This is a genomic window from Gordonia sp. 'Campus' (genome assembly GCF_022206305.1).
Lineage (GTDB): Bacteria > Actinomycetota > Actinomycetes > Mycobacteriales > Mycobacteriaceae > Gordonia.
This window is the reverse complement of sequence record NZ_JAKOIW010000015.1, coordinates 39835-57329: the sequence shown is the minus strand read 5'-3', so window position 1 is coordinate 57329 and position 17495 is coordinate 39835. Positions and strand designations below refer to the sequence as shown.

Annotated in this window: 14 protein-coding genes; 5 read left to right on the top strand and 9 right to left on the bottom strand. The window is 67.7% G+C overall.

Annotated features, from left to right (window positions below):
- Positions 1-5 precede the first annotated feature (5 nt).
- On the bottom strand, positions 6-1001 hold the full coding sequence (locus MAY35_RS16240; protein WP_238422338.1) for a heme o synthase: 996 nt from the start codon (positions 999-1001) through the stop codon (positions 6-8).
- A 352-nt stretch (positions 1002-1353) separates the two neighbouring features.
- Here MAY35_RS16240 and tkt point away from each other — a divergent pair, with 352 nt between their 5' ends.
- The 5 genes from tkt to pgl are packed head-to-tail and all read left to right on the top strand — an operon-like array spanning position 1354 to position 7881.
- Positions 1354-3432, top strand: a complete 2079-nt coding sequence (tkt, locus tag MAY35_RS16235) for a transketolase (protein ID WP_238422407.1) — start codon at positions 1354-1356, stop codon at positions 3430-3432.
- A 51-nt stretch (positions 3433-3483) separates the two neighbouring features.
- Positions 3484-4605, top strand: coding sequence for a transaldolase (gene tal, locus MAY35_RS16230; RefSeq protein ID WP_238422337.1), 1122 nt, complete (start codon positions 3484-3486; stop codon positions 4603-4605).
- 6 nt (positions 4606-4611) lie between these two features.
- The gene (zwf, locus tag MAY35_RS16225) at positions 4612-6165 is read left to right on the top strand and encodes a glucose-6-phosphate dehydrogenase (RefSeq protein WP_238422336.1); all 1554 of its coding nucleotides are present in this window, start codon (positions 4612-4614) and stop codon (positions 6163-6165) included.
- A 49-nt stretch (positions 6166-6214) separates the two neighbouring features.
- Complete coding sequence (locus MAY35_RS16220; protein ID WP_238422335.1) at positions 6215-7147, top strand: glucose-6-phosphate dehydrogenase assembly protein OpcA; 933 nt, start codon at positions 6215-6217, stop codon at positions 7145-7147.
- Positions 7144-7881 (top strand): 6-phosphogluconolactonase, encoded by a 738-nt coding sequence (gene pgl, locus MAY35_RS16215; RefSeq protein WP_238422334.1) that lies wholly within the window; start codon positions 7144-7146, stop codon positions 7879-7881. The genes MAY35_RS16220 and pgl overlap by 4 nt, the downstream gene beginning before the upstream one ends.
- 47 nt (positions 7882-7928) lie before the next feature.
- On the opposite strand, the gene ppc is transcribed toward pgl, so the two are convergent.
- The 8 genes from ppc to rapZ all read right to left on the bottom strand — a co-directional run bounded on the left by ppc (position 7929) and on the right by rapZ (position 17494).
- On the bottom strand, positions 7929-10760 hold the full coding sequence (ppc, locus tag MAY35_RS16210; protein ID WP_238422333.1) for a phosphoenolpyruvate carboxylase: 2832 nt from the start codon (positions 10758-10760) through the stop codon (positions 7929-7931).
- A gap of 48 nt (positions 10761-10808) precedes the next feature.
- A complete protein-coding gene (gene secG / locus MAY35_RS16205; RefSeq protein ID WP_238422406.1) occupies positions 10809-11045 on the bottom strand; it encodes a preprotein translocase subunit SecG in 237 nt (78 codons plus the stop codon).
- A gap of 110 nt (positions 11046-11155) precedes the next feature.
- Positions 11156-11944 (bottom strand): triose-phosphate isomerase, encoded by a 789-nt coding sequence (tpiA, locus tag MAY35_RS16200; protein ID WP_238422332.1) that lies wholly within the window; start codon positions 11942-11944, stop codon positions 11156-11158.
- 4 nt (positions 11945-11948) lie between these two features.
- Entirely contained in the window at positions 11949-13160 is a 1212-nt protein-coding gene (pgk, locus tag MAY35_RS16195; RefSeq protein ID WP_238422331.1) for a phosphoglycerate kinase, read from the bottom strand.
- Between the two features lie 40 nt (positions 13161-13200).
- Complete coding sequence (gene gap, locus MAY35_RS16190; protein WP_238422330.1) at positions 13201-14220, bottom strand: type I glyceraldehyde-3-phosphate dehydrogenase; 1020 nt, start codon at positions 14218-14220, stop codon at positions 13201-13203.
- Positions 14221-14400: 180 nt separating this feature from the next.
- A complete protein-coding gene (gene whiA / locus MAY35_RS16185; protein ID WP_238422405.1) occupies positions 14401-15378 on the bottom strand; it encodes a DNA-binding protein WhiA in 978 nt (325 codons plus the stop codon).
- A 113-nt stretch (positions 15379-15491) separates the two neighbouring features.
- Positions 15492-16520 (bottom strand): uridine diphosphate-N-acetylglucosamine-binding protein YvcK, encoded by a 1029-nt coding sequence (gene yvcK, locus MAY35_RS16180; RefSeq protein WP_238422329.1) that lies wholly within the window; start codon positions 16518-16520, stop codon positions 15492-15494.
- On the bottom strand, positions 16517-17494 hold the full coding sequence (rapZ, locus tag MAY35_RS16175) for an RNase adapter RapZ (protein ID WP_374237969.1): 978 nt from the start codon (positions 17492-17494) through the stop codon (positions 16517-16519). Before rapZ ends, yvcK begins: the two co-directional genes overlap by 4 nt.
- Position 17495 lies beyond the last annotated feature (1 nt).

Here is a 17495-nt window from a genome sequence, read left to right as displayed (position 1 = left end):
AGCCGTCAGAAGTACGACGAGATGGTCTGCAGACCGATGACCGCGTCGATCGCGAGGCCGCAGAACACGATCGCCAGGTATTCGTTGGACTGCAGGAACACCTTGAGCGGGGTGACCTCGACTCCGCGTTTGGTGTCTCGGTACAGCTTGGTGACGCGCTCGAGGAACCACGCACCGGCCGCGAGGGCGATGACCGTGTAGATCCAGCTCGTCGCCGGGATCAGCAGCAATGAGCTGATGACCGTGAGCCAGGTGTAGACCAGCATCTGGCGGGTGACGCGCTCTTCGGTGGCGATGACGGGCAGCATCGGCACGCCGGCCGCCTTGTAGTCCTCCTTGTAGCGCATCGCCAGAGCCCAGGTGTGCGGGGGCGTCCAGAAGAAGATGACCGCGAACAGGACGATGGGTTGCCAGCTGATGGAGCCGGTCACCGCGGCCCAGCCCACCAGCGTGGGCATGCATCCGGCCGCGCCGCCCCACACCACGTTCTGCCAGGTGCGGCGCTTGAGGATGAGGGTGTACACACCGACGTAGAAGAGAATGGTCGCCGAGACGAGCAGTGCGGACAGCAGATTGGCTGCGAAGTAGAGGACGGCGAACGAGGCCGCCCAGAGGGCGAGGCCGAAGATCAGCGCGCTACGGGTGGCCACGGCGCGTCGGGCGAGCGGACGGCGCGCGGTCCGCTTCATCTTCTTGTCGATGTCGGCGTCGGCCACCATGTTCAGGGTGTTGGCGCTACCTGCGCCCAGCCATCCGCCGATGAGGGTGAAGGCGATGACCGCGAGGTCCACGTGCCCTCGGTCGGCCTGCAGCATCACCGGAATCGTCGCGACCAGGAGCAGCTCGATGACACGCGGCTTGGTCAGTGCGATGTAGGCCAGCAGCGTCGCACGCACGCGCCCGGCCCACGACTGATCGGCCGGCGCGACTGGATTCGTCGAAACCTGCGGATTCGATGCGGTGTCGGTCGAGTGAGATGCGGCGGAACTGTCCCCGCTCACACGCTCCCCTATCCTCACGAACACTCCTCGTCCGCCCGCACAGACGCCGCGGGCTACTACAGAGCATGGTAGACGTTTGCCTCTGCCAACCGTGAATCGAGGCACCGCCACCGGGACGGCGGACGACCCGGTGCGCGCCGTGACCGGCGGCGATGGATGAACTCGCCGGTAACCTTCGGTCGGCGCGCAGCGCCGGGCCGACGACGATTACTCTGGACCCGTACGCGCCGACAATCGTCGGTTGCCTGGTACGAGTCGGCAGGTGGCGAACCCGCGGTGCCGACGGGCCGCCGGCGTCCACCTCTTCACGTTCACCGATCGCACCGAGCAGGCACAGGAGATATTCAGCATCGTGGCCGACACAGACGAGATCCGCGCTTTGACCACCCCCCGCCATCCGGACGACTGGACCGAGGTCGACACCCGGGCCGTCGACACCGCCCGTGTGCTGGCCGCCGATGCCGTGCAGAAGTGCGGCAGCGGACATCCCGGTACCGCCATGAGCCTCGCGCCTCTCGCCTACACCCTCTTCCAGCGGGTCATGCGCCACGACCCCACCGACACCGACTGGGCCGGACGCGACCGATTCGTCCTCTCGTGCGGACACTCCAGCCTCACGCTCTACATCCAGCTCTACCTCGGCGGGTTCGGTCTCGAACTCTCCGACATCGAGGCGCTGCGCACCTGGGACTCGCTGACCCCCGGCCACCCGGAGTTCCGCCACACCCGTGGAGTCGAGATCACCACCGGACCTCTCGGACAGGGCCTCGCCTCGTCGGTCGGCATGGCGATGGCCGCGCGCCGCGAGCGCGGGCTCTTCGACCCCGACGCCGCTCCGGGCCAGAGCCCGTTCGACCACTACATCTACGTCGTCGCCTCCGACGGTGACATCGAAGAGGGCGTGACCTCGGAGGCCAGCTCGCTGGCCGGCACCCAGCAGCTCGGCAACCTGATCGTGTTCTACGACCAGAACCAGATCTCGATCGAGGACGACACCGACATCGCATTGTCGGAGAACGTCGCCAAGCGTTACGAGGCCTACGGCTGGCACGTCCAGACAGTCGAGGGCGGCGAGGACGTCGTCGCCATCGAGGCCGCGGTCGAGGCCGCCCGGCAGGTCATCGACAAGCCGTCGATCATCTGTCTGCGGACGATCATCGGCTACCCGGCCCCCAACATGATGAACACCGGAATGGCCCACGGGGCGGCGCTCGGTGAGGACGAGGTCGCGGCGACCAAGAAGGTGCTCGGTTTCGACCCGGACAAGAACTTCGAGGTGAGCGACGAGGTCATCGGGCACACCCGCAAGCTCATCGAACGCGGCGCCGAGCAGCGCAAGGCTTGGACCGCGTCGTTCGACGCCTGGGCCGAGAAGAACCCGGACCAGAAGGCGCTGTTCGACCGGCTCACCGCCCAGGAACTGCCCGAGGGCTGGACCGACGCCCTGCCGAGCTGGAATGTCGGCGACAAGGACGTGGCGACCCGCAGCGCATCGGGCAAGGTGCTCGGCGCCCTGGCCCCGGTTCTGCCCGAACTGTGGGGCGGCTCGGCCGACCTCGCCGGCTCCAACAACACGACGATGGACGGCGAACCGTCGTTCGGTCCGACCTCGATCAGCACCAAGAAGTGGTCGGCGAACCCGTACGGCCGGACCCTGCACTTCGGCGTGCGCGAACACGCGATGGGCTCGATCCTCTCGGGCATCGCCCTGCACGGGCCCACCCGCGCGTACGGCGGCACCTTCCTGCAGTTCGCGGACTACATGCGTCCCGCGGTGCGCCTCGCCGCCCTGATGGAGATCGACCCGATCTACGTCTGGACCCACGACTCGATCGGTCTCGGCGAGGACGGCCCGACGCACCAGCCGATCGAGCACCTCGCCGCGCTGCGCGCGATCCCCAACCTCGACGTGGTGCGCCCCGGTGACGCCAACGAGACGGCGTTCGCGTGGCAGCACCTGCTGACCCGGCGCAACCACCCGGTCGGCCTGGCCCTCACCCGCCAGAACATCCCGATCCTCGAGGGCACCTCCGCTCAGGGCGTCGCCAACGGCGGATATGTCCTCAGCGACTCCGAGGGCGATCCCCACGTCGTGCTCATCGGCACCGGTTCCGAGGTCCACCTCGCCGTCGAGGCGCAGAAGGCTCTCGCGGACAAGGGAATCAAGGCGCGCGTCGTCTCCATGCCGTGTGTGGAATGGTTCGACGAGCAGCCGCAGGGCTACCGGGACGACGTCCTGCCGCCGTCGGTGCCGCGTGTCGCCGTCGAGGCCGGCATCGCGATGCCGTGGTACCGGATCGTCGGTGCCGGCGGCGAGATCGTGTCGATCGAGCACTTCGGTGCATCCGCCGATTACAAGGTGCTGTTCACGAAGTTCGGGATCACCGCCGAGGCAGTGACCGCCGCCGCCGAGCGCGCTGTCGCCGGCTGAGCTAGCCGCTGACACCACCGGCAGAGAAGCCATCCACCAGAGGAGAGAATCGTGACCCAGAACGAGAAGCTCGCCGAACTGTCCGCCGCCGGAGTCTCGGTGTGGCTGGACGACCTGTCCCGAGACCTGATCAGCTCAGGTGACCTCGCCGACCTCATCGCGACCAAGTCGGTCGTCGGGGTGACCACCAACCCGTCGATCTTCCAGGCCGCCCTGTCCAAGGGCAACGCCTACGACGATCAGATCAACGAGCTGGCCGCTCGCGGCGCCGACGTCGACGCCACCATCCGGACCGTCACCACCGACGACGTGCGCAACGCGTGTGACGTCCTGGCGCCGACCTTCGAGCAGACCGGCGGCGTGGACGGCCGCGTGTCGATCGAGGTCGATCCGCGTATGGCCCACGACACCGACGCCACCGTCGCGCAGGCCGTCGAACTGTGGAAGATCGTGGACCGTCCGAACCTGCTCATCAAGATCCCGGCCACCGAGGCCGGACTCCCGGCGATCACCCGGGTGATCGCCGAGGGCATCAGCGTCAACGTCACGCTGATCTTCTCCGTCGAGCGCTACAAGAAGGTCATGGACGCCTACCTCGACGGCCTCGATGCCGCCGCCGAGGCGGGCCACGACCTGTCGCGCATCCACTCGGTCGCGTCGTTCTTCGTCTCGCGCGTCGACACCGAGATCGACAAGCGCCTCGACGCGATCGGCACGCCGGAGGCCGTGGAGCTCAAGGGCAAGGCGGCACTGGCCAACGCCCGTCTGGCGTATGCGGCCTACCAGCAGATCTTCGAGGTGGAGTCCCGCTTCCCCGATCTGCTGGCCAAGGGTGCCCGTCCGCAGCGCGCCCTGTGGGCCTCGACCGGCGTCAAGAACCCCGACTACCCGGACACGCTGTATGTGAGCGAACTGGTCGCCCCCAACACCGTGAACACGATGCCGGGCAAGACGATGGACGCCTTCGCCGACCACGGCTGGGTCAACTCCGACTCGATCATCGGGCTCGCCAACGAGTCGCAGGAGATCTTCGACAAGATCTCGGCGCAGGGTGTCGACACCGTCGACGTGTTCAAGGTCCTCGAGGACGAGGGCGTCAGCAAGTTCGAGGACGCCTGGAACGACCTGCTCGGCGCCACCGCCGAGCAGTTGTCCGCGGCGAACAAGGGCTGAGGCGCGGTGGCCGCAGGCGAGGATTCGGTCGGGTCCGGTTCGCAGACCAATCCGCTCCGTGACCCGCAGGACAAACGGCTTCCCCGCATCGCGGGCCCGTGCAGTCTGGTGATCTTCGGAGTCACCGGAGACCTGGCACGCAAGAAGCTGATGCCTGCGGTCTACGACCTCGCCAACCGCGGCCTCCTCCCGCCGTCGTTCGCTCTGGTGGGTTTCGCTCGTCGTGACTGGAGCGACGAGGATTTCAGTGCGATCGTCCACGACGCCGTCCGCGAACACGCCCGCACCGGCTTCCGGGAAGAGGTGTGGGAGCGGCTGGCCGAGGGGTTCCGCTTCGTCCAGGGCGCCTTCGACGACGACGCCGCGTTCGACAGGTTGCGCGACACCCTGAAGTCGCTCGACGTCGAACGCGGGACCGACGGCAATCACGCGTTCTACCTGTCGATCCCACCCAAGGCGTTCCCTACGGTGTGTGAACAGCTCGAGCGCAGCGGTCTGGCGGCCCCCACCGGTGACAGCTGGCGGCGGGTCGTCATCGAGAAGCCGTTCGGGCACGATCTCGAGTCCGCTCGCGAACTCAACGCGATCGTCAACAACGTCTTCCCGGAGTCCTCGGTGTTCCGCATAGACCACTACCTGGGCAAGGAGACCGTCCAGAACATCCTGGCGCTGCGGTTCGCCAATCAGCTGTTCGATCCATTGTGGAGTTCGCATTACGTCGACCACGTCCAGATCACCATGGCCGAGGACATCGGTCTCGGTGGCCGGGCGGGGTACTACGACGGCATCGGCGCGGCACGGGATGTCATCCAGAACCACCTGATGCAGCTCATGGCCCTCGTGGCCATGGAGGAGCCGATCTCGTTCGAGCCCAAGCAGTTGCAGGCCGAGAAGATCAAGGTCCTGGCCGCCACACGCAACGTGCTGCCGATCGACGAGAACACCGCCCGTGGGCAATACGGACCCGGCTGGCAGGGCAGCGAGAAGGTACCGGGACTGAAGGAGGAGGACGGTTTCGCGAAGGATTCGAAGACCGAGACCTTCGCCGCGATCGCCCTCGAGGTCGACTCCCGCCGCTGGGCGGGTGTGCCGTTCTACCTGCGCACCGGTAAGCGTCTCGGAAGGCGGGTCACCGAGATCGCCCTCGTGTTCAAACGCGCCCCGCACCTGCCCTTCGATCAGACCATGACCGAGGAGCTCAGTCAGAACGCGCTCGTGATCCGGGTGCAACCGGACGAGGGCATCACGCTGCGCTTCGGGTCCAAGGTTCCGGGATCGAGCATGGAGGTCCGCGACGTCAACATGGACTTCAGTTACGGCACCGCCTTCACCGAGGCCTCCCCGGAGGCGTACGAACGGCTGATCCTCGACGTCCTGCTGGGCGAGCCGTCGCTGTTCCCGGTCAACGAAGAAGTCGAATTGTCTTGGCGCATTCTCGATCCGGTGCTCGAGCACTGGGCCGCGACGGGGTCACCGGACACGTACGAGTCCGGAACGTGGGGCCCGCGCTCCGCCGAGGAGATGATGGCCCGCACCGGCCGCGCGTGGCGCAGGCCGTGACGAGAAGTCCGCACGACCTCACCGACCGACCCGTTCAGGAGGCCTCCCGATGATCGTCGAACTGTCCGACACGTCGACCGGAAAGGTCGCGAAGAAGATCATCGAGGTGCGCGCCGCGGGTGGGGCGCTCAGCCTAGGCCGGGTGTTGACGCTCGTGGTCTGTGTCGAGTTGGGCGAGCCGATGGAAGGCGCCATCGAGGCGGCGGTCGGCGCGAGCCGCGAGCACCCGAGCCGCGTCATCGTCGTCTACCGCGGTGTGCGCGAGGGTGATTCACGGCTCGACGCGCAGATCCGCGTGGGCGGGGACGCCGGCGCCTCCGAGGTGGTGGTGCTGTCCCTGCAGGGAGAGCTGGCCGACCACCCCGACAGTGTGGTCACCCCGTTCCTGCTCCCCGACACCCCCGTCGTCACCTGGTGGCCGGGCAAGGGTCCCGAACGTCCCGCCGACGATCCGCTCGGCAAGCTGGGCCACCGCCGGATCGTCGACGCCACCAAAGCGGGCGACTCGCTGGCGGTGCTGGCCCGACGACTCGAGACCTACTCACCGGGCGACACCGATCTCGCCTGGACCCACGTCACCCACTGGCGCGCGATCCTCGCCTCCGCGGTGGACCGTCCCCCGCACAGCCCGATCACCGAGGTTCAGGTGACCGGCGCGCAGAATTCCCCGTCGGTCGACCTGCTCGCCGGCTGGCTGCGCTCCGCCCTGAAGGTGCCGACCCGCCGCCTGCGCGGGAGCTTCGAGATCCGCCTGTTCCGCGACGAGGGGCCGACCATCCTCGCCGTGGACGAAGAGAACAACGCGGTCCTGACGATGCCGGGTAAACCCGACGGACGCGTCGCCATGGGCCGTCGTGAACTGCCCGCCTGCATCGCCGAGGAACTTCGACGCCTCGACACCGACGAGGTGTATGTTGCGGCACTCCAGGGTGTGCCCGAGGTCGAGTTCGCAGCCGACACGCAAGGAGTTGCCGCACGATGACCACCGAGACCCTCGTCTTCGACACCAAGCAGGAACTCGTCGACACCGCCGCGTCGCGATTCGTCGATCTGATCACGCGCGCCCAGGCCGAACGCGGCGTCGCCAGCGTGGTCCTGACCGGTGGCAGCAACGGCATCGGCATCCTGTCGGCGTTGGCCGCCGACAGCGGCACGATCGACTGGTCGAAGGTCGACATCTATTGGGGCGATGATCGTTTCGTGCCCGCCGACGACCCCGAACGCAACTCCGGCCAGGCGCGTGAGGCGTTGCTCGACAAGGTGCCGGTCGACCCGTCACGGATCTTCCCGATGGCGCCGTCGGACGGACCGTTGGGTGATGACATCGGGGCCGCCGCCGCCGACTACGCGGCGATCCTGGCCGGCCGGTCCAGTGACGGAGTGGCTCCGGAGTTCGACCTGCATCTGCTCGGCATGGGCGGTGAGGGGCACATCAATTCGCTGTTCCCGCACACGGAGGCCACCGCGGAGACCACGAAGTCGGTTGTCGCCGTCGAGGATTCGCCGAAGCCCCCGCCGCGTCGCATCACGCTGACGCTGCCGGTCGTCAACCGCGCACGCCAGGTGTGGTTCCTGGTCGCCGGGGCCGACAAGGCCGAAGCGGTCGCTGCCGCGCATCGCGGCGCCGACGCGGCCGACTGGCCGGCAGCCGGCGCGCACGGCACCGAGGAGACCATCTGGTTCCTCGACGACGCGGCCGCCGCCGACCTGAAGTGATCTCATAGCTCGAAACCGCGATAGCAGCGGTTTCGAGCTATGGATGCCTAGCCCGAGTTGCGCAGTGCGGTCGCCAGACCGTTCATGGTGAGCTGGATCCCGCGACGCACGATGGGGGTGTCCTCCCCCGCCCGGAACCGGCGGAGCAGCTCGACCTGCAGCAGATTCAACGGCTCGAGGTACGGGAACCGGTTGTAGACGGACCGTTTGAGCGCGGCGTTGTCGTGCAGCAGATCGTCGGTTCCGGTGATCTGCGCACACATCGCGATGGTGCGTTCGTGTTCGTCGGCGATCATGCCGAAGACCTTGTCGCGCAACTCCTCGTCGGGAACGAGCTGTGCATACCGGTGTGCCAACCCCATGTCCGACTTCGCCAGCACCTGCGCCATGTTCGACATGACGGTCCGGAAGAACGGCCACTTCTCGTAGTACCGCCGCAGCGTCTCGAGACGTTCGGGATCGTCGCCGACCCACTCCTCGAAGGCCGAGCCCGTCCCGTACCAACCCGGCAGCATCACACGGGATTGCGTCCACGACAGGACCCACGGGATCGCGCGCAGATCGGAGATCTTCTCGGTCTGCTTGCGGGAGGCGGGACGGCTGCCGATGTTCAGCGCGCCGATCTCCGACAGCGGCGTCGAGGTGGTGAAGTACTCGACGAACCCCGGTGTCTCGTGGACCAGCCGACTGTAGGCGGCTCGTGCCTTCGCGGCGATGTCGTCCATGATCTCGTAGGCCGAGTCGGATTCGTCGCCGAGGCCCTCGACATCGAGCAGCGACGACTCGATGGTCGCGGCGAGCAATGTCTCGAGGTTGCGGCGGGCGGTCACCGGTTCGGCGTACTTCGCCGCGATGATCTCGCCCTGCTCGGTGATGCGCAGCGATCCCTGCACGGCTCCGGGCGGCTGGGCCAGGATCGCGTCGTAGCTGGGGCCGCCACCGCGACCGACGGTGCCGCCACGTCCATGGAAGAGTCGCAGCCGGATACCCGAGCGGGACGCCGCCTCGACGAGGTCGAGCTCGGCCCGATAGAGCGCCCAGTTGGCGGCCATGTAGCCGCCGTCCTTGTTCGAGTCGGAGTAGCCGAGCATGATCTCCTGCATCCCGTTCTGGGACTCGACCATCGCCCGGTAGAACGGCACCTCGAGAACCGCGAGAAGCGTCTCGGCACCTTGCTGGAGGTCTTCGATCGTCTCGAACAGCGGCACCACACGCACCGAGCAGCGCGGGTCATCGTCATTCGGGTCGTAGAGACCGGCCTCCTTGAGCAGGATCAGCGCCTCGAGCATGTCGCTGACCGACGTGCACATGCTGATGATGTAGTTGGGCACCGCCTCGGGACCGAAGGTCGCCACCGCTCGCGCAGCCGCACGCACGATACCGAGTTCCTTGGTCGCGAGCTCGCTGAGCGCCGCATCCGGTCTGGTGAGCGGGCGCCGGGCGCGCAGCTCATCGGACAGGATCGCGACGCGCGCGGCCTCGTCGAGCGACGCGTAGTCCGGGCACACCCCAGCCCAGGCCAGCAGTTCGGCCACCACTTCCTCGTGTGTGTCCGAATTCTGCCGCATGTCCAGACCGGACAGGTGGAAGCCGAAGGTGCGGACCGCTTCCCGCAGCGACGACAACCGATCGTCGGCGATGGAGTCGTCCTTGTTGGCGCGGAGCGCGGCGTCGATCACATCGAGGTCGGTCAGGAGCTCCCCGGCGTCGGCATACGACGGCTTCCCGTCGATGAGGAAGAGGTCGCCTGCCGTGAGGAAGTCGTCGTCGAACATGTCCCGCGCGGTGGCGATGAGCCGAGAGCGGATGTGCCGCAGTGCAAGCCGGAACGGCTCGTCGGCCGACGGTTCGTCGGCCGCCACCCCGGCGAGTTCGAGCAGGGTCTCGTCGGTGTCGATGAGTCGGGCAGACATGCTGAGTTCTTGGGCGAGAGTTTCCAATTCGGACAGATGGTGCCCGACGGCGGTCTGCGCGGCGAGTGTGGTCGCCAGGGTCACGACCTCGCCGTTCACGAACGGATTGCCGTCGCGATCGCCGCCGATCCATGAACCCATCCGGATCATCGGTTCGTCTGCCAGCCCGGCCGCCGGGTATGTCGAGCGCAGGGCCGCCCGAACCGAGGTGTTGATGGCGGGCACCACGTCGAAGAACGACGCCTCGTAATACCGTAGCCCGGAACGGATCTCGTCCTGGATCGTCAGACGCTCGAGCCGGATCAGGGCGGTCTGCCAGAGGGTGAGGATCTGCCGGCGGATCGCTTCGGTGACCTCCGCGTCCTCGTCCGGGGTCAGCTCGGTGCGACCGCGAAAACGCATCAGCTCGGTGATCCGGTTCTGCGTCTCGAACACCGTGCGGCGTCGGGTCTCGGTGGGATGCGCGGTGATCACCGGGACCACGGCGGCGTCGGCGAGAGTCCTGCCGACCTCCTCGTCGACGAGCCCGGCGTCGGAGAGTTTGGCGTAGGTGGCGGCCAGGCTGCTGTCTTGCGGCGGGTCCCCTGCACGCACGTGGATCGCGCGACGGCGTTCACGGTGGATATCCTCGGCCAGATTGGCCAGCAGGGCGAAGTGGCTGAATGCGCGGATCACAGGCACGGCCGTCGAGACGTCGAGGTCGACGAACATGTCGGCCAGCTCGGTGCGGTCGATCTCGTTGCGCCGCACGCGGAATGCCGCTACACGGGCGGACTCCACGAGGTCGAAGACCTCGGTTCCGGAGTGTTCGCGGACGACGTCGCCGAGAATCCCGCCGAGGAGGCGGATGTCTTCGCGCAGCGGTTCGGTCAGCGCTCTGCCCGCGTCGTCGACGACGATGTGGTCGACGATCGAGATGGACGGACGCGATGCCGGAGTCCCCTGCGCGGGAACGGTGTCACTCATGCCGTCGAGTATCCCGGCAGAACCGGGGCGCGGCATCTCGGGGGGAGGCTATCCGGAGAGCTTGATGTCGACGCCGACGCCGACGATGAAGATGACCCAGATGAGGCCGACGAAGATGGTGAGGCGATCGAGGTTGCGTTCGACGACGCTCGATCCGGACAGGCTGGACTGCACACCGCCGCCGAACAGCGACGACAGACCGCCACCCTTGCCGCGGTGCAGCAGGACGAGCACGATCAGCAGCACGCTGGTCACGATCAATCCGATGTCGAGTGCACCTTGCACAGTCACGAGTCGAAACGCCCTTCCGTAAAGCCCTCAAATACAGCTGTAGCAGGTCGGCCCCGGGGTGAACCGAAGCCAACCTGCCACAGTGTACGCGGAGGTTCTGCCCGTCAGGGCAAGGGGCCACCGGCGGCGATCGCCGACAGTGTCGCGAACTCGTCGGACTTCAGCGAGGCCCCGCCGACCAGCGCGCCGTCGACGTCGGGGCGTCCCACGATCTCGCCGACGTTCTTGGCGTTGACCGATCCGCCGTAGAGGATGCGCACCGACGCCGCGGTCTCGGCGTCGGCGATCTCCGCGAGGGTCTCGCGGATGGCCTTGCAGACCTCCTGCGCGTCGTCGGCGCTGGCCACGCGGCCGGTACCGATGGCCCACACGGGCTCATAGGCGATCACGGTCTTGGCGATCTCGGCGGCCGACAGGCCGGCGAGGGAGCCCTTGAGCTGTGCGACGTTGTACGCCACGTGCTCACCGGCCTCACGGACGTCGAGCCCCTCACCGATGCACACGATCGGGGTGAGTTCGTGCTTGAGCGCGGCCTTGGTCTTGGCCAACACGACCTCGTCGGTCTCGTTGTGGAGGGTGCGACGCTCGGAGTGCCCGACCACCACGAAGGTGCACCCGAGTTTCGCGAGGAACGCACCGCTGATCTCGCCGGTGTAGGCACCCGAGTCGTGAGCCGACAGATCTTGCGCACCGTAGGTGAGCAGGAGCTTGTCGCCGTCGACGACGGTCTGCACGCTGCGAATGTCGGTGAACGGCGGGATCACCGTCACGTCGACCTTCTCGAAGTACTTCGCCGGCAGCGCGAACGCGATCTTCTGAACCAGCGCGATGGCCTCGAGGTGGTTCAGGTTCATCTTCCAGTTGCCCGCGATGAGGGGCTTGCGGCTTGCCATCTGATCAGCTCTCCAAGACGTTCAGGCCGGGCAGTTCCTTGCCCTCGAGGTACTCCAGGGAGGCGCCGCCGCCGGTGGAGATGTGCGAGAAGTCGCTGTCGGGCAGACCGAGGGTCCGCACCGCCGCGGCCGAGTCGCCGCCGCCGACGACGGTGAACGCACCGTTGCCGGTGGCGCCGGCGATGGCCTCGGCGACCCCGCGGGTACCCGCGGAGAACTTCTCGAACTCGAACACGCCCGACGGGCCGTTCCAGAAGATGGTCTTGGCACCGGACAGGACTGCGGCGAATCGCTTCACCGATTCCGGTCCGATGTCGAGGCCCATCCAGCCGTCCGGGATCTTGTCGGCCGCCACGGTGTCGGACTCGGCGTCGGCCGCGAACTTGTCGGCCACGACCACGTCGACGGGCAGGTGGATGACGTCGCCGAACCGTTCCAGCAGGCTCTTGCAGACGTCGATCTGATCTTCCTGCAGCAACGAGGTGCCGACCGAATGTCCTTGTGCGGCAAGGAACGTGAACGCCATGCCGCCGCCGATGACCAACGTGTCCACCTTGGGAGCCAAGGCCTCGATGACCCCGAGCTTGTCCGAGACCTTCGAGCCGCCGAGGACGACCGCGTAGGGACGCGTGACCTCCTCGGTGAGCTTGGAGAGCACGTCGACCTCGGCCGCCACCAGTTCTCCCGCGTAGTGCGGGAGCAGCTTCGCGACGTCATAGACCGAGGCCTGCTTGCGGTGCACCACCCCGAAACCGTCGGAGACGAAGGCGCCGTCATCGCCGACGAGCTCGACGAGCGCCTTGGCCAGCGACTCACGCTCGGCCTCGTCCTTGGAGGTCTCCCGCGGATCGAAGCGGATGTTCTCCAGCAACAGGACGTCACCGTCGGTGAGGCCCTCGGCGCGGGCGAGCGCATCGGTGCCGACGACGTCGCCGGCGAGCTGCACGTTGCGACCGAGCTCCTCACCGAGTCGCGCCGCGACGGGCGCCAGCGAGAACTTCGGATCCGGTTCGCCCTTCGGGCGGCCGAGGTGCGCGGTGATGATCACCTTGGCGCCGGCGTCGATCAGTGCGTTGAGGGTGGGCAGGGACGCGAGGATGCGACCCGGATCGGTGATCGTCGACCCGTCGAGCGGGACGTTGAAATCCGACCGGACCAGCACGCCCCGGCCCGAAACACCCTCCTCCAGAAGGTCTTTCAGAGTGGGAACACCCATGTGGCGTTGACTCCCTTTCAGGTGGAACGACGTGGGTGGACTAGAGCGACTTGCCGACGAGACCGATGAGGTCGACGAGGCGGTTGGAGTAGCCCCACTCGTTGTCGTACCAGGACACGACCTTGGCCTGATCGTCGATGACCTTGGTCAGGCCGGCGTCGAACAGCGAGCTGTGCGGGTCGGTGACGATGTCGGAGGAGACGATCGGGGCGTCGTAGTACTTGAGGATGCCCTTGAGCGGACCGTCGGCGGCAGCCTTGAGGGCGGCGTTGATCTCGTCGGCGGTGGCGGTCTTGGACAGCTGCGCGGTGAGGTCGGTGACCGATCCGGTGGGGATCGGCACACGCAGCGCGTAGCCGTCGAGCTTGCCCTTCAGCTCCGGGAGCACCAGGCCGATGGCCTTGGCCGCACCGGTGGAGGTCGGCACGATGTTGATCGCGGCGGCGCGGGCGCGACGCAGATCCTTGTGCGGGCCGTCCTGCAGGTTCTGGTCCTGGGTGTAGGCGTGAATGGTGGTCATCAGGCCCTTGACGATGCCGAACTCGTCGTTGAGGACCTTGGCCAGCGGGCCGAGGCAGTTGGTGGTGCACGACGCGTTGGAGATGATGTTCTGGCTGCCGTCGTACTTGTCGTCGTTGACGCCCATGACGATGGTGATGTCCTCATCCGACGCGGGTGCGGAGATGATGACCTTCTTGGCGCCGGCGTCGAGGTGGCCCTGGGCCTTGGCACGGGCGGTGAAGATGCCGGTGGACTCGACGACGACGTCGACACCGAGGTCTCCCCACGGGATCGCGGCCGGGCCTTCCTTGACCTCGAGCGCCTTGATCTTCTTGTCGCCGACGACGATGGTGTCGTCACCCTCGAGGGTGACGTCGTCGGACAGGCGACCGAGGATCGAGTCGAACTTCAGCAGGTGCGCGAGAGTCGCGTTGTCGGTGAGATCGTTGACCGCGACGATCTCGATGTCGGTGGTGCCCAAAGCCTTTTGCGCTTCGACGGCACGGAAGAAGTTGCGGCCGATCCGGCCGAATCCGTTGACGCCTACCCGAACAGTCACAGTTGTGCTCCTTAGCGGTATTCATGGTCAGGCCTGTGAGTCAAGCCCTGTCTGGCCGCGCCGTGAGCGGTCACCGGCGGCACACAGGAGTGATCACGCCTCCGCCCACGTCTCCCCCAGCCTAGTAGGCCCTGTAGGGCACGGCACACCGCAGGTCCGGGTCGCGACCGCGGGGCGGCCTCAGGCGTCGTCGAGCAGCTCCGAGGTGACCGCGGATTCCGTGTCGGGGATCCCGTCCTGGCGCGCTTTCTTGTCCGCCATCGAGAGCAGGCGACGGATACGGCCGGCGACGGCGTCCTTCGTCATGGGCGGATCCGCCAGCTGGCCGAGCTCCTCCAGGGAGGCCTGCCGGTGTGTGATGCGGAGCTGCCCCGCGGCGATGAGGTGGTCGGGTACCTCGTCGCCGAGGATGTCGAGCGCGCGTTCCACGCGAGCCGCCGCGGCCACGGCCGCCCGCGCCGACCGGCGGAGATTGGCGTCGTCGAAGTTGGCGAGCCGGTTGGCGGTCGCGCGCACCTCGCGACGCATGCGCCGTTCTTCCCAGACCAGCCGGGTGTCGTGGGCACCCATCCGGGTCAACAGCGCACCGATCGCCTCGCCGTCGCGGATGACCACGCGGTCGGCGCCACGGACCTCGCGGGCCTTGGCGGTGACGCCGAGCCTGCGCGCCGCACCGACCAGCGCGAGTGCGGCCTCGGGGCCCGGGCAGCTGACCTCGAGCGCCGACGACCGTCCGGGTTCGGTGAGCGATCCGTGGGCGAGAAAGGCGCCACGCCAAGCGGCCTCGGCGTCGGCGACGCTGCCGCCGACCACCTGCGCGGGCAGTCCGCGAACAGGCCGGCCGCGCATGTCGAGCAGACCGGTCTGCCGCGCGAGCCCCTCACCGTCCTTGGTGACGCGCACGATGTAGCGGGCGGACTTGCGCAGACCGCCGCCGCGCAGCACATGGACATCGGAGGAGTAGCCGTAGAGATCGTGGATCTCGCCCCGCAGGCGCCGGGCCACGTTGCCCATGTCGACCTCGGCCTCCACCACGACGCGCCCGGCGACGATGTGCAGACCACCGGCGAAGCGCAACAGCGCCGACACCTCGGCTCTCCGGCAACTCACCTGAGTCACCGACAGGCGACTGAGTTCGTCCTTCACCGCCGCCGTCATCGCCACCGGTCCCTGTCCTCCTGTCACCAGACCACACGTCCCTCGTATCCACGGCCCGCGCGAGTTTGAGCGCACGACTGCATGTCATCGCACGACGGCATCACCGACATGAGTCAGGCGTCCGCCCGGCCAGAGTAACGGGTCAGTTCACCTTCGCACAGTTCGTTCACGACGGCGGCGACTTTCGCCGGGTCATGGACCTGCTGGCCGAGGACGGCGACGTCGCCGACATTCAGCTCGGCGCCGAACAATCCGGCCGCGCGGACCAGGTGGTCGCGTTCGCGGCCGGCGGGCACCGATGACTCGTCCACGAGCACGTGGTCGACGCGGAAACTGTCGGCGTGGGCGTGCAGGACGTGGAGGTGGCGTTCCACCGAGAAGCCCGGGGTCTCCCCCGGCTCGGGCGCCAGGTTGACGACCAGGACCTTGCGAGCGGGGCTGCGCTGCAAGGCTTTCAGCTGCTCGGGTACGAGTACGTGCGGGATCACGCTGGAGAACCACGATCCCGGTCCGAGCATCACCAGGTCTGCCGATTCGATTGCCTCGAGCGCGGATTCGCATGCCGGCGGCTCGTGCGGCAGCAGTCGCACGCGTCGAACCTTGCCGGGAGTGGTGGCGACCGCGACCTGTCCGCGGATCTCGCGACTGATCCGGGGGTCGGCCTCGAGGCCGGACACGTCCGCCTCGATGTCGAGCGGGACCGTCGACATGGGCAGCACCTGTCCTCGGATCCCGAAGACGTCGCGCAGTTCGGCCAGCGCCGCCACGGTGTCGCCGAGCACCTCGGTGAGCCCCGCCAACAGGAGATTGCCGATCGGATGACCGGCCAGCGCACCGCGTCCACCGAATCGATGCTGGAGCACGTCCGCCCAGAGTTCGTGACGCCGGCGGGTGTCGGGGTGCCCGGCCACCTGAAAGTCCTCGAGCGCCTTGGGCGCACTCATGAGCGCGGCGAGCGCCATCCGCAGGTCGCCCGGCGGGATCAGGCCGAGCTCGGCCCGCAGGCGTCCGGAGGAGCCACCGTCGTCGGCGACGGTGACCACCGCCGTGATGTCGGTGCTCAGGTAGCGCATCGCGGTCAGCGTCGCGTAGAGGCCGTGCCCACCGCCCAGGGCGACGATCCTCGGGTCGCGCGGGGTCATTCGCGCCCCAGGTCGCGATGCATGACGCGCACGTCGTAGGACGCGAGTCCGGCCTCGTCGACGGCTCGACGCAGACGCGCCGACAGTTCTTCGGCGATGGCGACGCTGCGATGCTTGCCGCCGGTACATCCGACGCTGATCGTCATGTACCGCTTCCCTTCTCGCAGATAACCGCGTCCGACGATGGACACCAGGTCGGTGTAGAGGTCGAGGAAGCCACCGGCGTCGGGCTGACCCAGGACGTAGTCCCGGACCGGCGCCTCCTGCCCGTTGTGGTCGCGCAGTTCGTCGATCCAGTGCGGATTGGGCAGGAACCGCACGTCGGCGACGAGGTCGGAGTCGATCGGCAGCCCGTACTTGAACCCGAATGACTGGACGGCGATCGACAACCTGGGCTCGGTGTCGCCGGGCGCCACCCCCTCGACGACCGCGCGCAGCTTGGCGGCCGTCAGTGCGGACGTCTCGACGACGAGATCGGCGACGTTCTTGATCGGCGCCAGGATGGCGCGCTCCCTCGCGATGCCCTCCACGAGCGTTTCCTTGCCCTGCAGCGGGTGTCGGCGCCGGACCTGCTCGAAGCGGCGCACCAGGACCGAGTCGCTGGCGTCCAGGTACAGCAGGCGGGTGCGGATGCCGGACTCCTCGAGCCGGTCTCGCAGCTGCTCGAGTTCGTGCGCGAGGTTCGCGTCAGAGGCGCGCAGGACCATCGCGAGCCTGGTGATCGACGGGTCGCTCTCGCGGACCATCCCGACCATCGTCGAGATGAGTGACGGCGGCACGTTGTCGGCCACGTACCACCCGTCGTCCTCGAGGACGTTGGCCGCGGTGGATCGGCCCGCGCCGGACATGCCGGTGACGAACAGGACGGTGAGTTCACCGTCGGGGCCCGCCCCGCTCGCATCGGGATCGACCGCTGCCTGCGTGTCCCCCGTCTGCGGGTCCCCGGTCGACTTGTCCCCAGTCGACTTGTCCACT